Here is a 17347-nt window from a genome sequence, read left to right on the forward strand (position 1 = left end):
ATGGGCTGGCTCAACGCCGTCATCCAAGGAGTGCTGCTCGGCGGCCTCTACGCGCTGTTCGCGGCGGGCCTGTCGCTGATGTTCGGCGTCATGCGGATCGTCAACCTGGCGCACGGCGACCTGTCGGTCGTCGCGGCGTTCCTGGCGCTGGCCATGGTCAGCGGCACCGGGCTGCCGCTGTGGATCGTGCTGGTGGTGACCGTCCCGCTGTTCGCCCTGCTCGGCTACCTGACCCAGCGGGTGCTGCTGCAGCGCAGCCTCGCGGCCGGGCCGCTCGCCACCCTGCTCGTCACGTTCGGCCTGTCGATCGTGCTGCAGAACGTGCTGCTGGAGACGTTCTCCGCCGACACGCGCACCCTCGACGGCGGCTCCTTCGCCACCGGCTCCTGGCGGATCACCGACTCGATCTCGGTCGGCTACCTGTCGGCGGCGACGTTCCTGCTGGCCTGCGGCGCGCTGATCGGCATCCAGGTGTTCCTGTCGCGCACCGGGCTCGGCCGGATGCTGCGCGCCTCGTCCGACGACCGCGAGACCGCGAGCCTCATGGGCGCCGACAGCAGGCACGTGTACGGCATCGCGACCGCCATCGCGTTCGCGACCGTCGCGCTCGCCGGGCTGATGTTCGCGGTGCGCTCCTCGTTCGACCCCGCCATCGGCCCGTCGCGGCTGATCTTCGCGTTCGAGGCGGTCGTCATCGGCGGGCTCGGCTCCCTGTGGGGGACGCTGCTCGGCGGCATGGTGCTCGGCATCACGCAGTCGCTGGGCGCGCAGGTCGACCCCGCGCTGACGCTGCTCGCCGGCCACCTCGTCTTCCTCGCCGTGCTGGCCTTCCGGCCGCAGGGCCTGCTCACGGGACGGACCGCATGACGATCTCCGAGATGGTGGCGGCCCGCGCGGCCGGCGCCCTGCAGGTGGGCCGCGCGGCCCGGTCCTCGAAGCTGTCGGCCGCCGCCATGGCGGCCGGCGCGGTGCTGCTCGCGGCCCTGCCGTTCCTGGTGTTCAGCTCCGTCACCGACACGCTGGTCAACCTGTTCGTGCTGATCGCGCTCGCGAGCATGTGGAACCTGCTCGCGGGCTTCGGCGGCCTGGTCTCGGTGGGGCAGCAGGCGTACATCGGCATCGGCGCCTACAGCCTGATCGCCCTCGCCGACCTCGGCGTGCAGCCCTACCTCGCGGTCCCGCTGGCGGCGCTCACCTGCGCGGTCTTCGCCCTGCCCACCTCGTGGCTGGCGTTCCGGCTGCGCGGCGACTACTTCGCCGTCGGCACCTGGGTGATCGCCGAGGTGTACCGGCTGCTGGTGGTGCGGATCGACGGCCTCGGCGGCGGCAGCGGCAAGGGGCTGACCGGGCTGTCGGGCATCGACCAGACGCTGCGCGGCGCCCTGACGTACTGGGTCGCGCTGGCGCTGGCGCTGTGCACCATCGGCGGCTGCTACCTGCTGCTGCGCGGGCGGCTCGGCCTGTCGCTGATGGCGGTGCGGGACGAGGAGACCGCGGCGGGCGCGGCAGGCATCGACGTGCGCCGCGCCAAGCTGCTGGTCTACCTCGTCTCGGCGGCGGGGTGCGGCGCGGCCGGGGCGGTGATCACCGTCAGCTCGCTCAGCGTCAACCCGGACTCGATCTTCAGCGTACAGTGGTCCGCCTACATGATCTTCATCGTGGTGATCGGCGGCATCGGGTTCGTCGAGGGACCGCTGCTCGGCGCGCTCGTCTTCTTCGGGCTCCAGCAGCTCCTCGCCGACTACGGCTCCTGGTACCTCGTCCTCCTCGGCGCCGTCGGGATGGCGGTGGCGCTGTGGCTGCCGGGCGGGCTGTGGGGCCTGATCCGCGGGCGGACCGAGCTGAGCCTGTTCCCCGTCGGCTACCACGTGCGGAGGCCCGATGCCGCAGGTTGAGCGCATGTCCGCGACCGAGGCCGCGGCGGCCGTCGCCGCCGGGCGGCTGTCGGCCGCCGACCTGACCGAGCGGACGCTGGCCGCGATCGAGGCCACCGAACCGCACCTGAACGCCTACGCCACCGTCATGGCCGGCCCGGCCCGGGCCGAGGCCGCCGAGCAGGCCCGGCGCGGGCCGCTGCACGGCGTCCCCATCGGCGTCAAGGACCTGATCGACACGGCGGGCGTCCGCACCGCCTACGGGTCGCCCCGGTTCGCCGACCACGTCCCGGAGCGGGACGCGGAGGCCGTGCGCCGGCTGCGCGCGGCGGGCGCGGTGATCGTCGGCAAGCACACCACCCACGAGCTGGCCTGGGGCGGGCGCACCGACAGCCCGTTCTTCGGCCCCACCCGCAACCCGTACCGGCCGGACCGCGTCCCCGGCGGGTCGTCCGGCGGGTCGGCGGCGTCCGTCGCCGCGGGCAGCTGCCTCGGCGCGGTCGGCTCCGACACCGCCGGCAGCGTGCGCATCCCGGCCGCGCTCAGCGGCTGCGTCGGGTTCAAGCCGACCCGCGGCCGCATCCCGCTGGACGGGGTGCTGCCGCTCGCGCCGTCCCTGGACCACCTCGGCGTCCTCGCCGGCACGGTGGACGACGCCGCGCTGCTGATGTCCGCGCTGGCGGGGCCGGACGCGCCCGCGACCGGGCCGGAGCCACGGCGGGTGGGCTGGCTGGGCGGCTGGTTCGACGCGGTGCTGGCCCCCGAGGTGCGCGCGGTCATCACGGCCGCCCGCGCCGCGCTCGAAGCGCACGGGGTCGTCGTCGAGGACGTGGCCGTCCCCGACGAACCGCGCATGCCGGAGGCGGTGCTGGGCAGGATCCTCGCCGAGGCGGGCGCGTTCCACCGGCGCGCCTTCGAGCGGGACCCCGCCCTGTTCGGACCCGACATCGCCGAGCTGATGGGCCTGCCGCCCCGCACCGCCGAGGAGGCCGGGCGGGACGAGGCGGCGATCGCCCGGACGACGGCGTTCCTGGCGGAGGCGCTCGGCGCCTACGACGTGCTGGCGAGCGCGACCGTGCCGGTCACGGCGCCGCCGATCGGCGCGATGACCGTCGCGGTAGGGGGCCGCGAGTGGCCCGTCGAGCTGGTGCTGACGCGGCTCACCTCGCCGTTCAACGCCGCCGGCCTGCCCGCCGCCTCGGTCCCGGTGGGCCTCGCGGACGGCCTGCCCGTCGGGCTCCAGCTCGCCGGGGCCGCGGGGCGCGACGGCACCGTGCTCGGCGCCGCCCGCCTCGTCGAGCGGCTGATCCCGCGGCCGCCCCGGCCGGACGTCAGCAGGAGGAGGGACCCGTCATGAGAGTGACCGCCGCCGTCGTCGACGAACTCGGTGCGCCGTTCCGCGTCGAGGAGCTCGACCTCGACGAGCCGGGGCCGGGCGAGGCCCTGGTCCGGGTCGTCGCCACCGGCATCTGCCACACCGACGAGATCACCCGCCACGGCGACCTGCCGATGCCGTTCCCGTGCGTCCTCGGCCACGAGGGCGCGGGCGTGGTCGAGGCCGTCGGCGACGGGGTGACCGCCGTCCGGCCGGGCGACCACGTCGTCATCGGCTGGCCGTCCTGCGGGACGTGCCGCAACTGCCGCGACGGCGAACCGCGCTACTGCGCCCGGCTGGGCGAGGCGGTGGCCGGCGGCGGCCGGCTGCTCGGCCCCCGCGCCGGGGAAAGCGCGCTGCGCCGGCCCGGGGGCTCGCCCGTGCACAGCCACTTCTTCGGCCAGTCCTCGTTCGCGACGTACGCGCTGACCTGGGCGGACGCCCTGGTCGCCGTCCCGAAGGACGCGCCGCTGGAGCTGCTCGGCCCGCTGGCCTGCGGGATCTCCACCGGTGCCGGAGCGGTGTTCAACACCCTCCAGCCGCGCACCGGGTCGAGCCTCGTGGTGTACGGCGCCGGCGCGGTCGGCCTGGCCGCCGTCATGGCCGCCCGGCTGTCGCCCGCCACGACGATCATCGCCGTGGACCTGCACGCGTCCCGGCTCGCGCTCGCGACGGAGTTCGGCGCCACGCACGTCATCGACCCCGGCGAGACCGACCCGGTCGCGGAGGTGCGCCGCATCTGCGGCGGCCCCGCCGATTACGCGCTGGAGTGCACCGGCGTGATCAGCGTGCTGCGGCAGGCCGCCGAGAGCGTCGGCATGCTCGGCACCTGCGTGCTCATCGGCGGCGCGCCCGCCGGCGCCGAGTTCACCCTCGACCACCTGGACACGCTGTGGGGCAAGCGCGTCGTCGGCACGCTCGGCGGCAGCGGGCGCAGCGGCGTCCTCATCGGCGCCCTGGCCGACCTGCACCGCCAGGGCCGCTTCCCGTTCGACCGGCTCGTCCGGTACTACGACCTGGCCGACATCGACCGCGCCCTCGACGACAGCCGTCGCGGCGAGGTGCTCAAGCCCGTACTCCGCATGAACCACTGAGGCACGAACCACCGAAGAAGGGACGACACCCGTGGGACTGCTCGACAGCGTCGACTGGCAGGGAAAGATCTTCAAGAACGGTGCGTGGACGGCGGCGCACGGCGGCGACTACGCCGTGGTCGAGCCCGCGACCGGCGGCGAGCTCGGCCGGATGGGGCAGGCGTCCCCCGCGGACGTCGCCGAGGCCGCCGCGAGCGCCGCCGCGGCGCAGCGGGAGTGGGCGGCGCTGCCGCACACCGCCCGCGCCGCCGTGCTGCGCCGGGCCGGCGACCTGTGGCAGCGGCACGCCGAGGAGATCAGCGGCTGGAACGTCCGCGAGGTCGGCGCGGTCCCCGGCATGGCCGGGTTCGCGCTGCACGTCGCGGCCGAGGAGTGCTACGAGGCGGCCGGGCTGCCGTCCCGCGCGATCGGCGAGGTGCTGCCGTCGGAGGAGCCGCGGCTGTCCATGGCGCGCCGCATGCCGGCCGGCGTGGTCGCGGTGATCTCGCCGTTCAACGTGCCGATCATCCTCGGCATCCGCTCGGTCGCGCCGGCGCTCGCGCTCGGCAACGCCGTGCTGCTCAAGCCCGACCCGCGCACCGCCGTCACCGGCGGCACCCTGATGGCGCGCGTGTTCGAGGAGGCCGGGCTGCCGCCGGGCGTCCTGCAGATGCTGCCCGGCGGCGCCGACACCGGCGAGGCCCTGATCACCGACCCGAACGTGCGGGTCATCTCCTTCACCGGCTCCACCCCGGTCGGCCGCCGCATCGGCGAGCTGGCCGGCCGCCACCTCAAGCGCGCCCACCTGGAGCTCGGCGGCAACTCCGCGCTGCTCGTGCTGGACGACGCCGACGTCGACGCGGCGGTGAACCTCGCCACCTGGGGCTCGTTCTTCCACCAGGGCCAGATCTGCATGACCACCGGCCGCCACCTGGTCGCCGACCGGCTCTACGACGAGTTCGTGGAGCGGCTCGCCGCCAAGGCCGGCGCGCTCGCGGTCGGCGACCCGGCGGGCGGCGAGGTCGCGCTCGGCCCGGTCATCGACGCCGGCCAGCGCGACAAGATCCACGGCATGGTCACCGCGAGCGTCGAGCAGGGCGCGAAGCTCGCCTCCGGCGGCACCTACGAGGAGCTGTTCTACCGTCCGACGGTGCTGGCCGACATCCCGCTGACCGCGCCCGCGTTCGCCGACGAGGTCTTCGGCCCGATCGCCCCGGTGACCCGCGTGTCGTCGGCGGCCGAGGCGGCGGAGCTGGCCGCCGCGAGCGACTACGGCCTCTCGCTCGGCATCGTGACCCGGGACGTGATGCGCGGCCTGGCCGTCGCCGAGCAGATCCCGACGGGGATCGTCCACATCAACGACCAGACGGTGAACGACGAGGCGAACGCCCCGTTCGGCGGTGTCCGGGCCTCCGGCACCGGCTCCCGCTTCGGCGGCGCCGCGGCGAACATCGAGGCGTTCACCGAGACCCGCTGGATCACCATGCGGGGCGAGCCGCCGCAGTACCCGCTCTGACCGACGGCGTTCGGGCGCGGCCGGGTGGCCGCGCCCGTCCGCCTTCCCGGGGTCAGGCGGCCCGGGCGACCGGCTCGTCCCAGTCGATGTGGTGGCGGTACATCCAGGCGAGCGACTCGGCGCTCGCCGACTTCTTCAGGAAGACCGGCATCATCAGGTCGCGGAAGACCCGGGCGACGGGGCCGGCGGCCTTGCTGCTGCTGATCTTGGCCGAGTAGGCGACGACCCGCTCGGCGCGGGGGCGGCGCAGCGCCTCGAACCGGGCGAACGCCTCCGCGTGGCCGGGCAGGTCGCGCAGGCACTTGGCCAGGACCAGCGCGTCCTCGACGGCCAGCGAGGCGCCCTGCCCGGAGCTCGGCGAGGTGGCGTGGGCGGCGTCCCCGGTCAGCACCGTCCGGCCGCGGTGCCACACCGGGACCGGCGGCAGGTCGTAGACGGGCAGGGCGGGCCCGGCCGGGCTCATCTCGACGATCTCGGCCGACCGGTTGGCGTCGCCCCGCAGCGCCTCGGCCAGGGCCCGCTTCCAGCTCTCGGCGGACGTCGCGGCGAGCGACTCCCGGGTCGGCGCGTCCCGGTGGGGCAGGTTGGCGAACCACCAGGTCCGGCCCTGCTCGTCCACGGTGTGGCCGAAGAAGGCCCGCTTGCCGAACACCATGTGGTACGCGCCGGGGTCGGCCTCGGCGCCGGGGTCGTCGACGATGCCGCCGAAGCTGAGCAGCCCGGTGTAGCGGGCCTCCGGCGCGGCCGGGTCGAGCAGGGCGCGGGTCGTCGAGTGGACGCCGTCGGCCCCGATCAGCAGGTCCCCGGTCACCTCGGTGCCGTCGGCGAACCGGGCGGTCACCGCGCCGCCGGCCTCCTCGATCGCCACCAGCTCCTTGCCGTACTCGATCGGGATGCCGCGCGCCGCGGCCTCGTCGCGGACGATCCGGTACAGGTCGGCGCGCTGGACGGTGTGGCTCTCGGTGCCGTCGGCCAGGCGCAGCCCGTTGGCGACCTCGCCGAGCCGCTTGCCGGTGCCGCTCCACATCACCATCCGGGGCGTGCGGACGCCCGCGGCCATGACGGCTTCGTGGGCGTCCAGGACGCGCAGCGCGTCCAGCCCGTTCGAGGCGATGTTCAGGAACGAGCCGACGTCGTCCGCCGCCTTCGCGTACGCCTCGTAGACGACCGCGTCGATGCCGACGCGCCGCAGCGCCATGGCGATCGCGGGTCCGCCGATGCCGCAGCCGATGATCAGTGCCGTGCGCCCCATGTCCGGGCCTCCCGTCGTGGTATTATTTAGTTCGTCCGAACGAAATATATGGAGAGGCGTACCGGGTGTCAAGATCGGATCGTCGGGAGGAGCTGCTCGCGGCGCTGGGGCAGGCGGGCCGCGAGCAGAGCAACGCCACGGTGATGTACCACTCGGCGCTCAGCGCGCGGATGGGGCTCGGCATGACCGAGGAGAAGGCGCTGGACCTGCTGCAGCGCCTCGGCCCGCTCACCGCGGGCGACCTCGCGCGGCACTCCGGGCTGGCCCCGGCCTCGGTCAGCGGCCTGATCGACCGGCTGCAGGCCAAGGGGTTCGTCCGCCGGGTCCGCGACGAGGCCGACCGGCGGCGGGTGATCGTGGAGATCGACCCGTCCCGCGTCCGGGCGTTCGCCGAGCTGTTCGCCGACTTCGTCCGCGGCCTGGACGAGATGTACGCCGCCTACGGCGACGACGAGCTCGCGCTGATCCTCGACTTCCTGCGCCGCGTCACCGCCGTCCAGCGGGACGCCACGGCGCGGCTCACCGACCAGGACGGCGCGGCCGGGTGACGCCCCCGCTCAGCGCCCGGCGGGCACCGGCCGCCGCAGCGCGGGGGCCAGCCAGCGGCCGAGGAAGGCGCGCAGCTCGGCCTCGTCCCGCGGCGGCCCGCTCGGGTGCTGAAGCAGCGACGTCAGCAGCCGCAGGATGATCTCGGCGAGGCCGTCGAGATCGTCGTCTTCCACGCCGGCGGCCGCCCAGTCCACGGGGTAGCGCCGCAGCATCCGGGCGCCGTAGGCGATGACGTCCGCGGTGATCGCGCCGCGGCCGAGGGCGCCGGAGTCCGCCAGCTGCAGCACCAGGCTCAGCCGCGGCTCCGCCGGGATCGTCCGCACGCAGAAGACCATGCCCTCGACCACGGCCTCGGCCGGGTCCCCGATGTTCTGGACGTGGGCGATCAGCCGGTCGACGAACGCCTCCGCGCCCTGCGCCGCGACCTCGCCGATGATGTCGCCGACCCGGGCGAAGTGGCGGTAGACGGTCTGCCGGGTGACGCCGAGCTCGTTCGCGACGTCGGTCAGGGTCGTCTTCGCGGCGCCGTGCCGGTCGACGCAGCGGGCGGTGGCGTCGACGATGCGCTGACGGGCCTCGGCGTCCGATGCGGGAGGGCTGCCTCCCCAGCCGTGGTGCGCCATCGCATCAGGATCCCACAGGCTCCGCGGCCGGGCGCGCCGCGACGGCGCGCAGCGCGGCGCCGATGAGCCCGGCCGCCGCGACGGCGCACAGCACGACGTACCAGAGGCTGCCGACCGGCGTGCCCTGCTCGGTGACGCCGCCGTCCGACGCGAGGTACGCGGGCATGGCGACCAGCCAGAGGACGGCGAGGACGCCGAGGTAGAGCGCCGGATAGATCCGCACGAACAGCGGCGACGCCACCGGCGGCACCGCTCCCCCGCGCGGCGCGCGCAGGGCGTCCGCGAGCAGCAGCAGCCCGGCGACCCAGACCACGGTCAGCTCGGCGCCGAGGACGGCGCGCTGGATCCCGAGCTGGTCCTCGCCCCTGAAGGCGCCGCTGGGCGCGCTCACGACGATCATCGCCAACGGGGTCACCGCGCCCGCGACGGCCGACCGCCAGCCGACCTGCGCGCCGCCGAGCGCGGAGCGGCCCTCCTTCGGCCCGGTCAGGCGGACCACGAGGTAGGTCATCGCGCCGAAGGAGACCGAGGCGAACAGCAGCATGCTGTTCATCGGCACCGACGCGAGCGCCGGCTGGTTGATCATCTCGTTCCCGGGGTTCCACGCCCACCACTTCAGCTGCGGGCCCAGGTGGTCGAAGACCTCGTAGAAGACCTGGCAGGCGAACGCGACCGCGACCGCGCCGGCCAGCGGGCCGCGCCGCGCGAACACGCCGAGGGCCCGGACCAGCTCGTAGGCCAGCTGCGACAGCGCCGGGTAGAAGGCGATGATGTAGAGCGGCAGCCGGTCGTACATGAACTGCACGGTGAACACGTTGTGGGAGAAGATGAACCCGACGTGCTCCTGGAGGCCGAACCAGCCCGGGAAGTAGAGCGGCGGCTCGATCACGGCCAGGTACACCACCGAGGCGGTCCACAGCGAGAGGTTGACCGGGTCGCCGTCGCGCCGCCACCGCCGCCACGCGTGGACGAGGGCGAACACCGCGCCGCCGACGATGAGCAGCTCCAGGACCGGCATGGTGCCGTTCTCCAGGCCGAACGGGTCGCGGACGGTCATGAACGGGTGGGCGTCGCGGCAGGAGAAGCCCAGCCCGCCGGCGATGCGCTCGGCCACCGCGTCGCAGGTGCTGTCCATCGCTCGTCCTCCGCTCACGCGCCGACGAGGTCGCCGCGGTCGGGGCCCGCCGCCGCGGGCGGGCCGGTGTACCCGGTGAAGTCGGTGCCGGGCGGGTCCTCGCGCTCGTCGAACCCGCCGGGGACGACCGTACGGCCGAGCCGCCGGCGCACCTGGTAGCGGACGATCCCGAACCAGAACCGGGGGTCGGCGGCCATCTGCCGGAGCGACCGGTCGAGGTTGAACACCTGCGCGAACGTCCGCTCGACGTAGGCGTCCTCGCGTCCGGCGGCGGTGATGGCGTTGAACACCGGCCAGCTGAAGCGGGCGGTCAGCCTGCGCCGCCAGGGCGCGGCGACCTCGGTCCCGGTCGCGAAGTCGTAGGCCTGGTCGCGGGCCATCGCGAGCATCCACGGCACGTCGAGGGACTTCTTCTGGAGGCCGAGGAACTCGCGGAAGAAGGCCTGGTCGAGGGTGTCGCGACGGCGCAGCACCGCGCCGAGGATGAGCGCGGAGCGGGCGGCCGAGCTCATGCCCTGGGCGTAGAACGGGTTGAAGGCGCAGATCGAGTCGCCGACGCAGACGAGCCCGGCCGGGGGCGTGCCGAGCAGGTCGAAGCGGCGCCACCGGTTGCCGGTGGAACGGGTCAGGTGCACCTCGGAGACCGGCGTGCACGCGCGGGCCGCCCGCCCGAAGGCCGGGGCGCGCACGCGGTCCACGGCCGCCTCGAACGCGTCCGTCCTGCTCGGCATCTTGATGCCCCACGACCCCATGCACACGATGGCGCGGTCGCCCTCGATCGGGAAGAAGTTGCTGAGGAACTCGTGCTCCTCGGGGTGGCTGCCGGTGTCCTGCGTCGGCGTGATGACCAGGTGCCTCCACCACCACGACTCCGGCCGCCGCCCGGCGGGCGGCAGGTCGTACCACCGCGAGGTGTAGGTGACCTTGGCGTCGAGGGTCCGCTCGGGCGGCGCGGGCCAGCCGGCCTCGCGGAGCCAGTCGACGACCGAGGACCCGCGTCCGAGCGCGTCCACGACCAGGTCGGCGGCGATGTACTCGTCGCCGGCGCCCTCGCCGTCGGCACGGTCGTCGGCGCGGTACTCGACGCCCTCGACGCGCCCGTGCGCGGTGCCGCCGCCGGTCGAGCGGAGCCCGGTGACGGTCGCGCCCTCGCGGATCCGGATGGCCGGCAGCTCGCGGACCTTGTCGCGCAGGACCCTCTCGATGAGCAGCCGGGAGCCGTAGACCATCGTCATCGACCCCGACTTGCGCGGCGCCCAGCCGTCGTTCTCGCAGTACGCGGCGTCCATCGACGGCATCAGCCGCATCCCGCCGGCGGCGATGAGGTCCTCCTCGAACCCGGGGAAGATCTCGCCGATCGCGCGGCGGCCGGAGTTGAGCAGGAAGTGCGGATGCTTGCTCTGCGGGACGCCCCGGCGGTGCTCCGCGTCCGGCGGGATCCGGTCCCGCTCCAGGACGACCACCTCGTCGAAGTGCCGCGCGAGCACCCCCGCGGCGCACAGCCCCGCCACGCTGCCGCCGAGCACCACGGCCGTCCGTCCGCGCATCCCGAGCCTCCATTCATACAGATGATGGATGAATGTATGATTCAGGGCGGACGCGCGTCAATGCCCCGACCCCCCGGCGCGCGGCGCCCCCGCACACCGCCGCCACGGTCCGTGTTCTAATGATCACAGGAATGACGGTTCCGGCGGGAGCGAAGGGTGCGCGTCTCGAACGATCCGGGCGGCCCGGCCGCCGCCCCGAGGCGGAGCGGGCGCGCCGCGCCGCTCAGCTGGCCGGCCGTGGTGCTCTGGCTCGTGGGGATCACGGCGGCCCTCGCGATCACCGGCGTCGTGCTCAGCCGGGAGACCGGCCTCGCCCCCTTCCTGGTCTTCCTGCCGACCCTGATCTCCGGGCGGGGAACGGTCCGGCAGACCGCGGTCGCGTCCGCCTGGGCGACCCTGGTCATCGCCGGCTCCCTCATCCGCAGCCCGCTCGGCACCCCGGCGGCGAACGCGAGCGTCCTCGTCTTCGCCGTCGCGCTGAACGGGCTGAGCGTGGCCCAGGCGGCGCGGCGCGTCCTCCGGGAAGGGGAGATCACCCGGCTGCGCTCCGCCGCGGCGGCCCTGCAGCGCCAGATCCTGCGGCCGTTCCCCCTCACCACCGGCGAGCTCACCGTCCACGGCCTGTACGAACCGGTCGAGGAGGACAGCCTGGTCGGCGGCGACGTCTACGAGGTCGTGGCCACGCCCTACGGCAGCCGCGCGTTCATCGCCGACGTCCAGGGCAAGGGGCTGCCCGCGATCAGCACGGCCTTCTCGGTGCTCAGCTCCTTCCGCGAGGCGGCGCTGGCGGAGCCCACCCTCGGCGGCGTCGTGGCGGCCCTCGAGGAATCGGTGCTGCGGCACAACTCCTTCGCCGTCCAGACGGGCGAGGAGGAGCGCTTCGTCACCGCGTTCGTCCTGGGCGTCGGCGCGGAGACCAAGGTCCAGGCCATCAACTGCGGCCACATCCCGCCCTACCTCATCGACGAGGAGCGCACCGGCCGGGTGCCGCTCGGCGAAGCGTCCGTACCACTCGGACTGGCCTCGCTCAGCGGCGAACCGCGCCCCGTCAAATGGTTCGACTTTCCGTACGGTTCCACACTTCTGCTGTGCACCGACGGCGTCACCGAGGCCCGGAATCCGGCCGGCGCCTTCTACCCGCTGGAAGAGCGAGTGGCCTCGTGGAAGGGCGTCCCCGCCGAGGACATCGCCCCGACCGTCCGCCACGAGTTGCAGGAATACACGCGCGGCAGATTGGCGGACGACACGGCGCTTCTCATCCTCCACAGAAAAGCCGCCGCAAGCGCGCCTACCGAATCGTGGAATCCGGCAGAAGACCCTCAACCGTGACCGCGCCCGAATCGGGATCGCGGACGCCGGTGGCCAGGAGGCCCGCGTAGTCGTACTCGGGGTTCCGCCGCAGCCCGAGGCGGACGGCCCACAGCGCCCCCCGGGCGCCGGGCGGTTCCGCCCGCAGCGCCGCGACCAGGGCCTCCAGCGCGCGGGCCCGGTCGCCGCTGACCCCTCCGGGACCGGCGCGCGTCCCGTCGCCGCTCCGCACGTCCCAGCTGTACAGGTCGACGGTCACGCAGTGCCCCCATCCCCCGTCGCGGGGCCCCCGCCCCGCCCGCCGCCCGCGGGAGGCGGCCGGAGACTCCCCCTCGGATCTCCGGCCGCCGGCCCGGCGCACCCGTCAGGGCGCCCGCGGCCCGCCCCGTCAGGCCGGGACACATCGTGGCGGGACCACCGGCGCCGGCGCATCGGTAGAAGAACCGATTCGCGTACCGATTCGGGAGCCGTTCGCGAATACGGTAGCCGTCCGTGTCCCGTTGACTACACTTCAAGAGTCCCCCTGGTAGCCGGACTGACGGCTTAGCTGACTGGAGGCGGCCTTGTCGCTGACCGCGGCCCTGGAACGGCAGACGGGAAGACTGCCCGCGGAACTCACCAGCTTCATCGGCCGCAAGGCGGAACTGGAGCAGGTACGGCGGCTCGTCGAGACGCACCGGCTCGTCACGCTGACGGGGCCGGGCGGCGTCGGCAAGTCCAGGCTCGCGGTGCGCGCCGCCGGCCTCGCGCAGGACGCCTTCGCCGACGGGGTGGCCTTCGTCGGGCTCTCCGGGCTGACGGAGGCGACCCTGCTGGCGCAGACGATCTGCGACGCGCTCGGCGTGGCCGAGCGGGGCGACTCCGCCATCGCGCGGCTCGCCGACCACCTCGCCGACCTGCGGCTGCTGCTCGTCCTCGACACCTGCGAGCACCTGGTCGACGACTGCGCGATGCTGGCCGAGCTGCTGCTGCGGGCCGCGCCCGGGCTGCGCGTCCTCGCGACCAGCCGCCAGCCGCTCGACGTGATGGGCGAGCACACCTTCCGCGTCGCGCCGCTGGGGCGGCCCCGGTCCGGCCCGGCCGCCGACGGCGAGGAGTGCGACTCGGTGAAGCTGTTCGCCGAGCGCGCCGCCGCGACCGTCCAGGGGTGGACGCTCACCCGCGACGACCGCGACGTCGTCATCCGGCTGTGCGACCGCCTCGACGGCATCCCGCTGGCGATCGAGCTCGCCGCCGTCCAGTTGCGGACGTTCTCGCTGGACCAGATGCTCGGCCGGCTCGGCACCCACCTGTTCCAGGTCCGCGGCCGGCGCACCAGCCTGCAGCGCCACCAGACGCTGCGGGCGGCGGTCGACTGGAGCCACGAGCTCTGCTCGGCCGAGGAGCGGCTGCTGTGGGCGCGGCTGTCGGTGTTCGCCACCGACTTCGACCTGGACGCGGTCGAGCAGGTCTGCGCCGGCGGCGGGCTGCCCGCCGCGCAGATCGTCGAGGTGCTCACGGGCCTGCTGGAGAAGTCGGTCGTGCAGCGCGCCGACCGCGGCGGCCGCGTCCGCTACCGGATGCTCGACACCCTGCGCGAGTACGGCGCCGAGCGCCTCGCCGCGGACGGCGCGGGCGAGGAGGTCCGGCTCCGCGACCGGTGCTTCGACTGGTACGCCGGGCTGCTGCGCCGCGCCCGCCTGGATCTGTCCAGCGCGGCGCAGGTCCGCTGGCTCGACTGGTTCGGCTGCGAGCGCGCCAACATCCGGGCGCTGCTCGGGCAGGTGCTCACGACCGCGGACGAGGAGACGCTCCGGGAGTCCATGGCCGCCCTCGGCCGCTTCTGGGCGCTGAACGGCCTCCTCGGCGAGAGCCGCCACTGGATGGACCGGCTGCTGGAGACCCGCGACACCACCGGGCCCGGCTGGTCGGACTTCCTCACGGTGGCCGCGCTGACGATGACGCTGCAGAACGACCTCGCCGTCTCGGGCGAACTGCTGGAGCGGGCGCTCGCGCAGGCGCGGGCGGAGGGCGACCAGGACGGCGCCGCCGCCGCCCTCGCCGGCCAGGGCGCCGCGGCGCTGTTCGCCGGCGACTTCGACCTGTCGCTGCGGCTGCTCGGCACCGCCGGCGACCTGTACGGCGAGACGGGCTACGACGACCTGTTCGTCCTGCTCACCGAGGTGTTCCGGGCGGTGGCGTACCTGTTCAAGAACGACCTGCCGGCGGCCGTCGCGCACGGTGACCGGGCGGTCCGGCTCGGCGAGGAGCGCGGCGAGCTGTGGGCCCGCTCCTACGGCATGCTCGTGTGCGGGCTCGCGCTGTGGCTCGCCGGCGACCTGGACGAGTCGCTGTGCCGCCTCCGCCGGTCGCTCCGGATCAAGCGCGACCTCAACGACGGGCTGGGCGTCACCCTCGGCCTGGAGGGGATCGCCGGATGCCTGTGCAGCGGCGGCGAGTTCGTCCGCGCGGCGCGGCTCCTCGGCGCGTCCGACCGGATGCGGGAGACCACCCAGACCGCCTGGTTCGGCCCCCACCACGCCGTGCTGCGGGACGTCCACATCGACCAGGCGGTCACGGCCCTCGGGGAGGAGCGGTACCGCGCGGCCTTCGAGGAGGGCCAGCGGATGCCGCTCGCCCAGGCCGTCGACGACGCGCTCGGCGAGCCGGCGGCCGCGCCCGGCGCGCCCGCGGCCCGGCCGACGGGCGGCGCGCACCCGCTGACCGAACGCGAGCTGCAGGTCGCGGTACTGGTGGCCGAGGGGCTGTCCAACCGCGACATCGCGGAGCGGCTCACGATCGCCAAGCGCACCGCCGACTCCCACATCGAGCACATCCTCGCCAAGCTCGGCTACTCCTCCCGCGCCCAGGTCGCCGCCTGGATCACCGCTCAGGACGCCTCGTCCCCCTGAGCGGGCCGGCCGGTGCGGCGCCTTCTCGATCGCAGGGCGAGGACGAGGCGCAGCACTGCGGTGGCGGCGCCGGCGGTGGCGGCGGCGCCGAGGGCGGCCGTCGCGTCCGGGACCCACGTCCAGACCTGGCGCAGGCCCATCCACATGAGCGGGACCGCGGCGATCCACGGCAGCGCGCCCGCCAGAATCCAGGCGGCCGTCGCGGCGGCGGCGCGCGGTCCGGTGGCGGTGGACGCGGGGCGGCGCAGGAGCCATGCCGCGCGTCCGGCGGCGAGGATGAGCGCGGCGGCCAGCGCCGTGGTCGCGCCGACGGCCAGGTAGTACGGCGCGGCGGACGGGGCGGGGCTCGGCCGACCTCCCGCGAGCATCCGGGCGGCGCCGAAGCCGATGTGCATGACCGCCCCGTCTTGGAGAAGCCCGTACATGTTCTGCTGGAGGACCAGGGCGAGGTTCCGCTCCGGCAGCAGGAACATCAGCGCCGAATAGCCGGGGGTGCCGCCGGTGTGCCAGACGGCCCGGTCCAGCGGCGCGTCGAGGCCGCCGACGCGCCAGCCCAGGCCGTAGCCCGTCCCGGCGCCGGTCGGCTGGAGCGTGCCTTCCCGGCGCATGAGCCGCACCGATGCGGGCGACAGGACGCCCGGTGCGCCGCGGAGCTGGAAGGCGGCGAAGGCGGCCAGGTCCCCGAGGTCGCCGCCCAGGTAGCCGTAGCCGGCGCCGGAGTCGTCGATCCCGTCCGCATTCGCGGCGGGTATGCCCCACAGCAGTTGGTGGCCGAGGGCGAGGCGGCGTTCGCGCGCTGAGGCCGCGTCGGCGATGGTGCCGTCCATGCCCGCCGGGGCGAGGACGGCTTCCCTCAGGTAGTCGGCGTAGCGGCGGCCGGTGACCGCCTCGACCACGGCGGTCAGGACCAGGTAGTTGGCGCTGGTGTAGGCGTAGGCGGTGCCGGGCGGGCCGAGGGGCTCGACCCCGTCGAGGGCGCGGAGGCGTCCGGCCGGGCGGGGGCAGCCGGTGTCCATGCAGTCGGCGACCTTGACGGTGGCGGAGGCGGGCAGGCCGGCGGTCTGGTGCAGCAGGTGGCGGATCGTGACCTTCGAGGCGTGCGCCGCGCCGCCGAACCGGAAGCCGGGCAGGTGCTCGGTGACCCGGTCGTCCAGGCCGAGCCGGCCCGACTCGACCAGGGCCATCACGGCGGTGGCGGTGACCGGCTTGGCGACCGAGCCCCACAGGAACGGGGTCTCGGCCGTGACGGGGTCGCCGCGGCCGTCGGTCCCCCACCAGCGCTGGTGGACCGGGCCGCCGGGGCCGACGACGGCGTAGGAGAGCCCGGGGACGCGGGCGGCCTTCATCCGGTCCCGGACGAAGGCGTCGATGTCCCCGTACCGGTCGGTCCGGGCCTCGGCGGGCGCGATCGGGGTGACGGCGAGCAAGCAGAGCAGCAGGGCCGCCAGGCCCGCGGCGGCACGCCGCAGACGGCTGCGCATGGAGTCCTCGCAAGGGGTGAGCGGATAACAATATGGACATACGGTTTTTATCGTACGGTGGTATGGTTATCAAGTGCCGAGGACAGCCGACCATGAGCAGCGCCGCCGGCAGATCGCGGTCGCCGTCTGCGCGCTCATCTCCGAGCACGGCCTGGACGCCGTCACCGTCGCCCGCACGGCCGCCGCCGCCGGGATCTCGGTCGGCCTGGTGCAGCACTACTTCCGCACCAAGGACGACATGCTCCTGCACGCGTTCGACCACGTCAGCGCGCGGATCCGGAGCAGGATCGACGAGCGGGTCCGGGCCGGGACGCAGCACCGGCGGCCCATCTCGCACGTGCTGGCCGAGGCGATGGCGGAACTGCTGCCGCTGAACGAGGAGCGCCGCACCGAGTTCCGCGTCGCCCGGGCCTTCGCCGGCCGCGCCCTGGACGCCCCCGCCCTCGCCGAGGTCGACATCCGCACGGCCCGCGCGCTGCGCGCCGACCTGGCGCGGGCCGTTCACAACGGCAAGGAGTGCGGGGAGGTCGAGCCCGGCTTGGACCCGTGGCCCGCGGCCGTCCGCCTCGCCGCCGTGACCGACGGCCTCGCGGCGCAGGTCTACCGCGATCCCGGCGGTGTGGACGGGACGCCCGCCGAGCGGCTGGCGGGCGCGATCATCGAGGCCGAACTCGCCGAGGTCTTCACCGGCGAGTGCCGCCAGTACCGGGCGCGGTGACCGGG

Annotated in this window: 15 protein-coding genes; 9 read left to right on the forward strand and 6 right to left on the reverse strand. The window is 74.7% G+C overall.

Annotation, left to right across the window (positions count from 1 at the left end):
• Genes ACGFI1_RS23240 through ACGFI1_RS23260 form a run of 5 tightly spaced genes read left to right on the forward strand, consistent with a single transcriptional unit; the run spans window position 1 to window position 5838 of the window.
• The gene (locus tag ACGFI1_RS23240) at window positions 1-867 is read left to right on the forward strand and encodes a branched-chain amino acid ABC transporter permease (protein ID WP_387073332.1); all 867 of its coding nucleotides are present in this window, start codon (window positions 1-3) and stop codon (window positions 865-867) included.
• Complete coding sequence (locus tag ACGFI1_RS23245) at window positions 864-1895, forward strand: branched-chain amino acid ABC transporter permease (protein WP_387073334.1); 1032 nt, start codon at window positions 864-866, stop codon at window positions 1893-1895. Before ACGFI1_RS23240 ends, ACGFI1_RS23245 begins: the two co-directional genes overlap by 4 nt.
• A gap of 4 nt (window positions 1896-1899) precedes the next feature.
• Window positions 1900-3231, forward strand: coding sequence for an amidase (locus ACGFI1_RS23250; protein WP_392787750.1), 1332 nt, complete (start codon window positions 1900-1902; stop codon window positions 3229-3231).
• Window positions 3228-4343 (forward strand): NAD(P)-dependent alcohol dehydrogenase, encoded by a 1116-nt coding sequence (locus ACGFI1_RS23255; RefSeq protein WP_392736035.1) that lies wholly within the window; start codon window positions 3228-3230, stop codon window positions 4341-4343. Before ACGFI1_RS23250 ends, ACGFI1_RS23255 begins: the two co-directional genes overlap by 4 nt.
• A 31-nt stretch (window positions 4344-4374) precedes the next feature.
• Window positions 4375-5838: an aldehyde dehydrogenase family protein gene (locus ACGFI1_RS23260; protein WP_386873480.1), complete on the forward strand. Its 1464-nt coding sequence runs from the start codon at window positions 4375-4377 to the stop codon at window positions 5836-5838.
• A 52-nt stretch (window positions 5839-5890) separates the two neighbouring features.
• On the opposite strand, the gene ACGFI1_RS23265 is transcribed toward ACGFI1_RS23260, so the two are convergent.
• Window positions 5891-7090 carry an FAD-dependent monooxygenase gene (locus ACGFI1_RS23265; RefSeq protein WP_392787752.1) on the reverse strand — a complete coding sequence of 400 codons (1200 nt, stop codon included), beginning with the start codon at window positions 7088-7090 and terminating at the stop codon, window positions 5891-5893.
• A gap of 65 nt (window positions 7091-7155) precedes the next feature.
• Between ACGFI1_RS23265 and ACGFI1_RS23270 the strand changes: the two genes are divergently transcribed.
• Window positions 7156-7638, forward strand: a complete 483-nt coding sequence (locus ACGFI1_RS23270) for a MarR family winged helix-turn-helix transcriptional regulator (protein WP_392787754.1) — start codon at window positions 7156-7158, stop codon at window positions 7636-7638.
• 9 nt (window positions 7639-7647) lie between these two features.
• Here the strand turns inward: ACGFI1_RS23270 and ACGFI1_RS23275 are convergent, their stop codons facing one another.
• Genes ACGFI1_RS23275 through ACGFI1_RS23285 form a run of 3 tightly spaced genes read right to left on the reverse strand, consistent with a single transcriptional unit; the run spans window position 7648 to window position 10944 of the window.
• On the reverse strand, window positions 7648-8262 hold the full coding sequence (locus ACGFI1_RS23275) for a TetR/AcrR family transcriptional regulator (protein ID WP_387073342.1): 615 nt from the start codon (window positions 8260-8262) through the stop codon (window positions 7648-7650).
• A gap of 4 nt (window positions 8263-8266) precedes the next feature.
• Window positions 8267-9397, reverse strand: a complete 1131-nt coding sequence (locus tag ACGFI1_RS23280) for a hypothetical protein (RefSeq protein WP_392787755.1) — start codon at window positions 9395-9397, stop codon at window positions 8267-8269.
• A 14-nt stretch (window positions 9398-9411) separates the two neighbouring features.
• Window positions 9412-10944 (reverse strand): FAD-dependent oxidoreductase, encoded by a 1533-nt coding sequence (locus ACGFI1_RS23285; protein WP_392787757.1) that lies wholly within the window; start codon window positions 10942-10944, stop codon window positions 9412-9414.
• Window positions 10945-11100: 156 nt separating this feature from the next.
• On the opposite strand from ACGFI1_RS23285, the gene ACGFI1_RS23290 reads away from it, so the two are divergent.
• Window positions 11101-12273 carry a PP2C family protein-serine/threonine phosphatase gene (locus tag ACGFI1_RS23290; protein ID WP_392787760.1) on the forward strand — a complete coding sequence of 391 codons (1173 nt, stop codon included), beginning with the start codon at window positions 11101-11103 and terminating at the stop codon, window positions 12271-12273.
• Here ACGFI1_RS23290 and ACGFI1_RS23295 read toward each other — a convergent pair.
• Window positions 12233-12511 (reverse strand): hypothetical protein, encoded by a 279-nt coding sequence (locus ACGFI1_RS23295; protein WP_392787762.1) that lies wholly within the window; start codon window positions 12509-12511, stop codon window positions 12233-12235. The genes ACGFI1_RS23290 and ACGFI1_RS23295 overlap by 41 nt on opposite strands.
• Window positions 12512-12815: 304 nt before the next feature.
• On the opposite strand from ACGFI1_RS23295, the gene ACGFI1_RS23300 reads away from it, so the two are divergent.
• Entirely contained in the window at window positions 12816-15143 is a 2328-nt protein-coding gene (locus ACGFI1_RS23300) for an ATP-binding protein (protein WP_392787764.1), read from the forward strand.
• Here the strand turns inward: ACGFI1_RS23300 and ACGFI1_RS23305 are convergent.
• Complete coding sequence (locus tag ACGFI1_RS23305) at window positions 15122-16624, reverse strand: serine hydrolase domain-containing protein (protein WP_392787766.1); 1503 nt, start codon at window positions 16622-16624, stop codon at window positions 15122-15124. The two genes, ACGFI1_RS23300 and ACGFI1_RS23305, sit on opposite strands and share 22 nt — an antisense overlap.
• 73 nt (window positions 16625-16697) lie before the next feature.
• On the opposite strand from ACGFI1_RS23305, the gene ACGFI1_RS23310 reads away from it, so the two are divergent.
• A complete protein-coding gene (locus tag ACGFI1_RS23310) occupies window positions 16698-17342 on the forward strand; it encodes a TetR/AcrR family transcriptional regulator (RefSeq protein WP_386873466.1) in 645 nt (214 codons plus the stop codon).
• The last annotated feature ends 5 nt before the right edge of the window (window positions 17343-17347 follow it).

Source organism: Actinomadura geliboluensis, from assembly GCF_043197915.1.
In the GTDB taxonomy this organism is placed as follows: domain Bacteria; phylum Actinomycetota; class Actinomycetes; order Streptosporangiales; family Streptosporangiaceae; genus Spirillospora; species Spirillospora geliboluensis.

Excerpts from the sequence above, each read along its gene's own strand:
- ACGFI1_RS23280 (WP_392787755.1), bottom strand. The coding sequence starts at position 9,397 with ATGGACAGCACCTGCGACGCGGTGGCCGAGCGCATCGCCGGCGGGCTG.
- ACGFI1_RS23255 (WP_392736035.1), top strand. The coding sequence starts at position 3,228 with ATGAGAGTGACCGCCGCCGTCGTCGACGAACTCGGTGCGCCGTTCCGC.
- ACGFI1_RS23305 (WP_392787766.1), bottom strand. The coding sequence starts at position 16,624 with ATGCGCAGCCGTCTGCGGCGTGCCGCCGCGGGCCTGGCGGCCCTGCTG.
- ACGFI1_RS23265 (WP_392787752.1), bottom strand. The coding sequence starts at position 7,090 with ATGGGGCGCACGGCACTGATCATCGGCTGCGGCATCGGCGGACCCGCG.
- ACGFI1_RS23250 (WP_392787750.1), top strand. The coding sequence starts at position 1,900 with ATGTCCGCGACCGAGGCCGCGGCGGCCGTCGCCGCCGGGCGGCTGTCG.
- ACGFI1_RS23240 (WP_387073332.1), top strand. The coding sequence starts at position 1 with ATGGGCTGGCTCAACGCCGTCATCCAAGGAGTGCTGCTCGGCGGCCTC.
- ACGFI1_RS23245 (WP_387073334.1), top strand. The coding sequence starts at position 864 with ATGACGATCTCCGAGATGGTGGCGGCCCGCGCGGCCGGCGCCCTGCAG.
- ACGFI1_RS23275 (WP_387073342.1), bottom strand. The coding sequence starts at position 8,262 with ATGGCGCACCACGGCTGGGGAGGCAGCCCTCCCGCATCGGACGCCGAG.
- ACGFI1_RS23285 (WP_392787757.1), bottom strand. The coding sequence starts at position 10,944 with ATGCGCGGACGGACGGCCGTGGTGCTCGGCGGCAGCGTGGCGGGGCTG.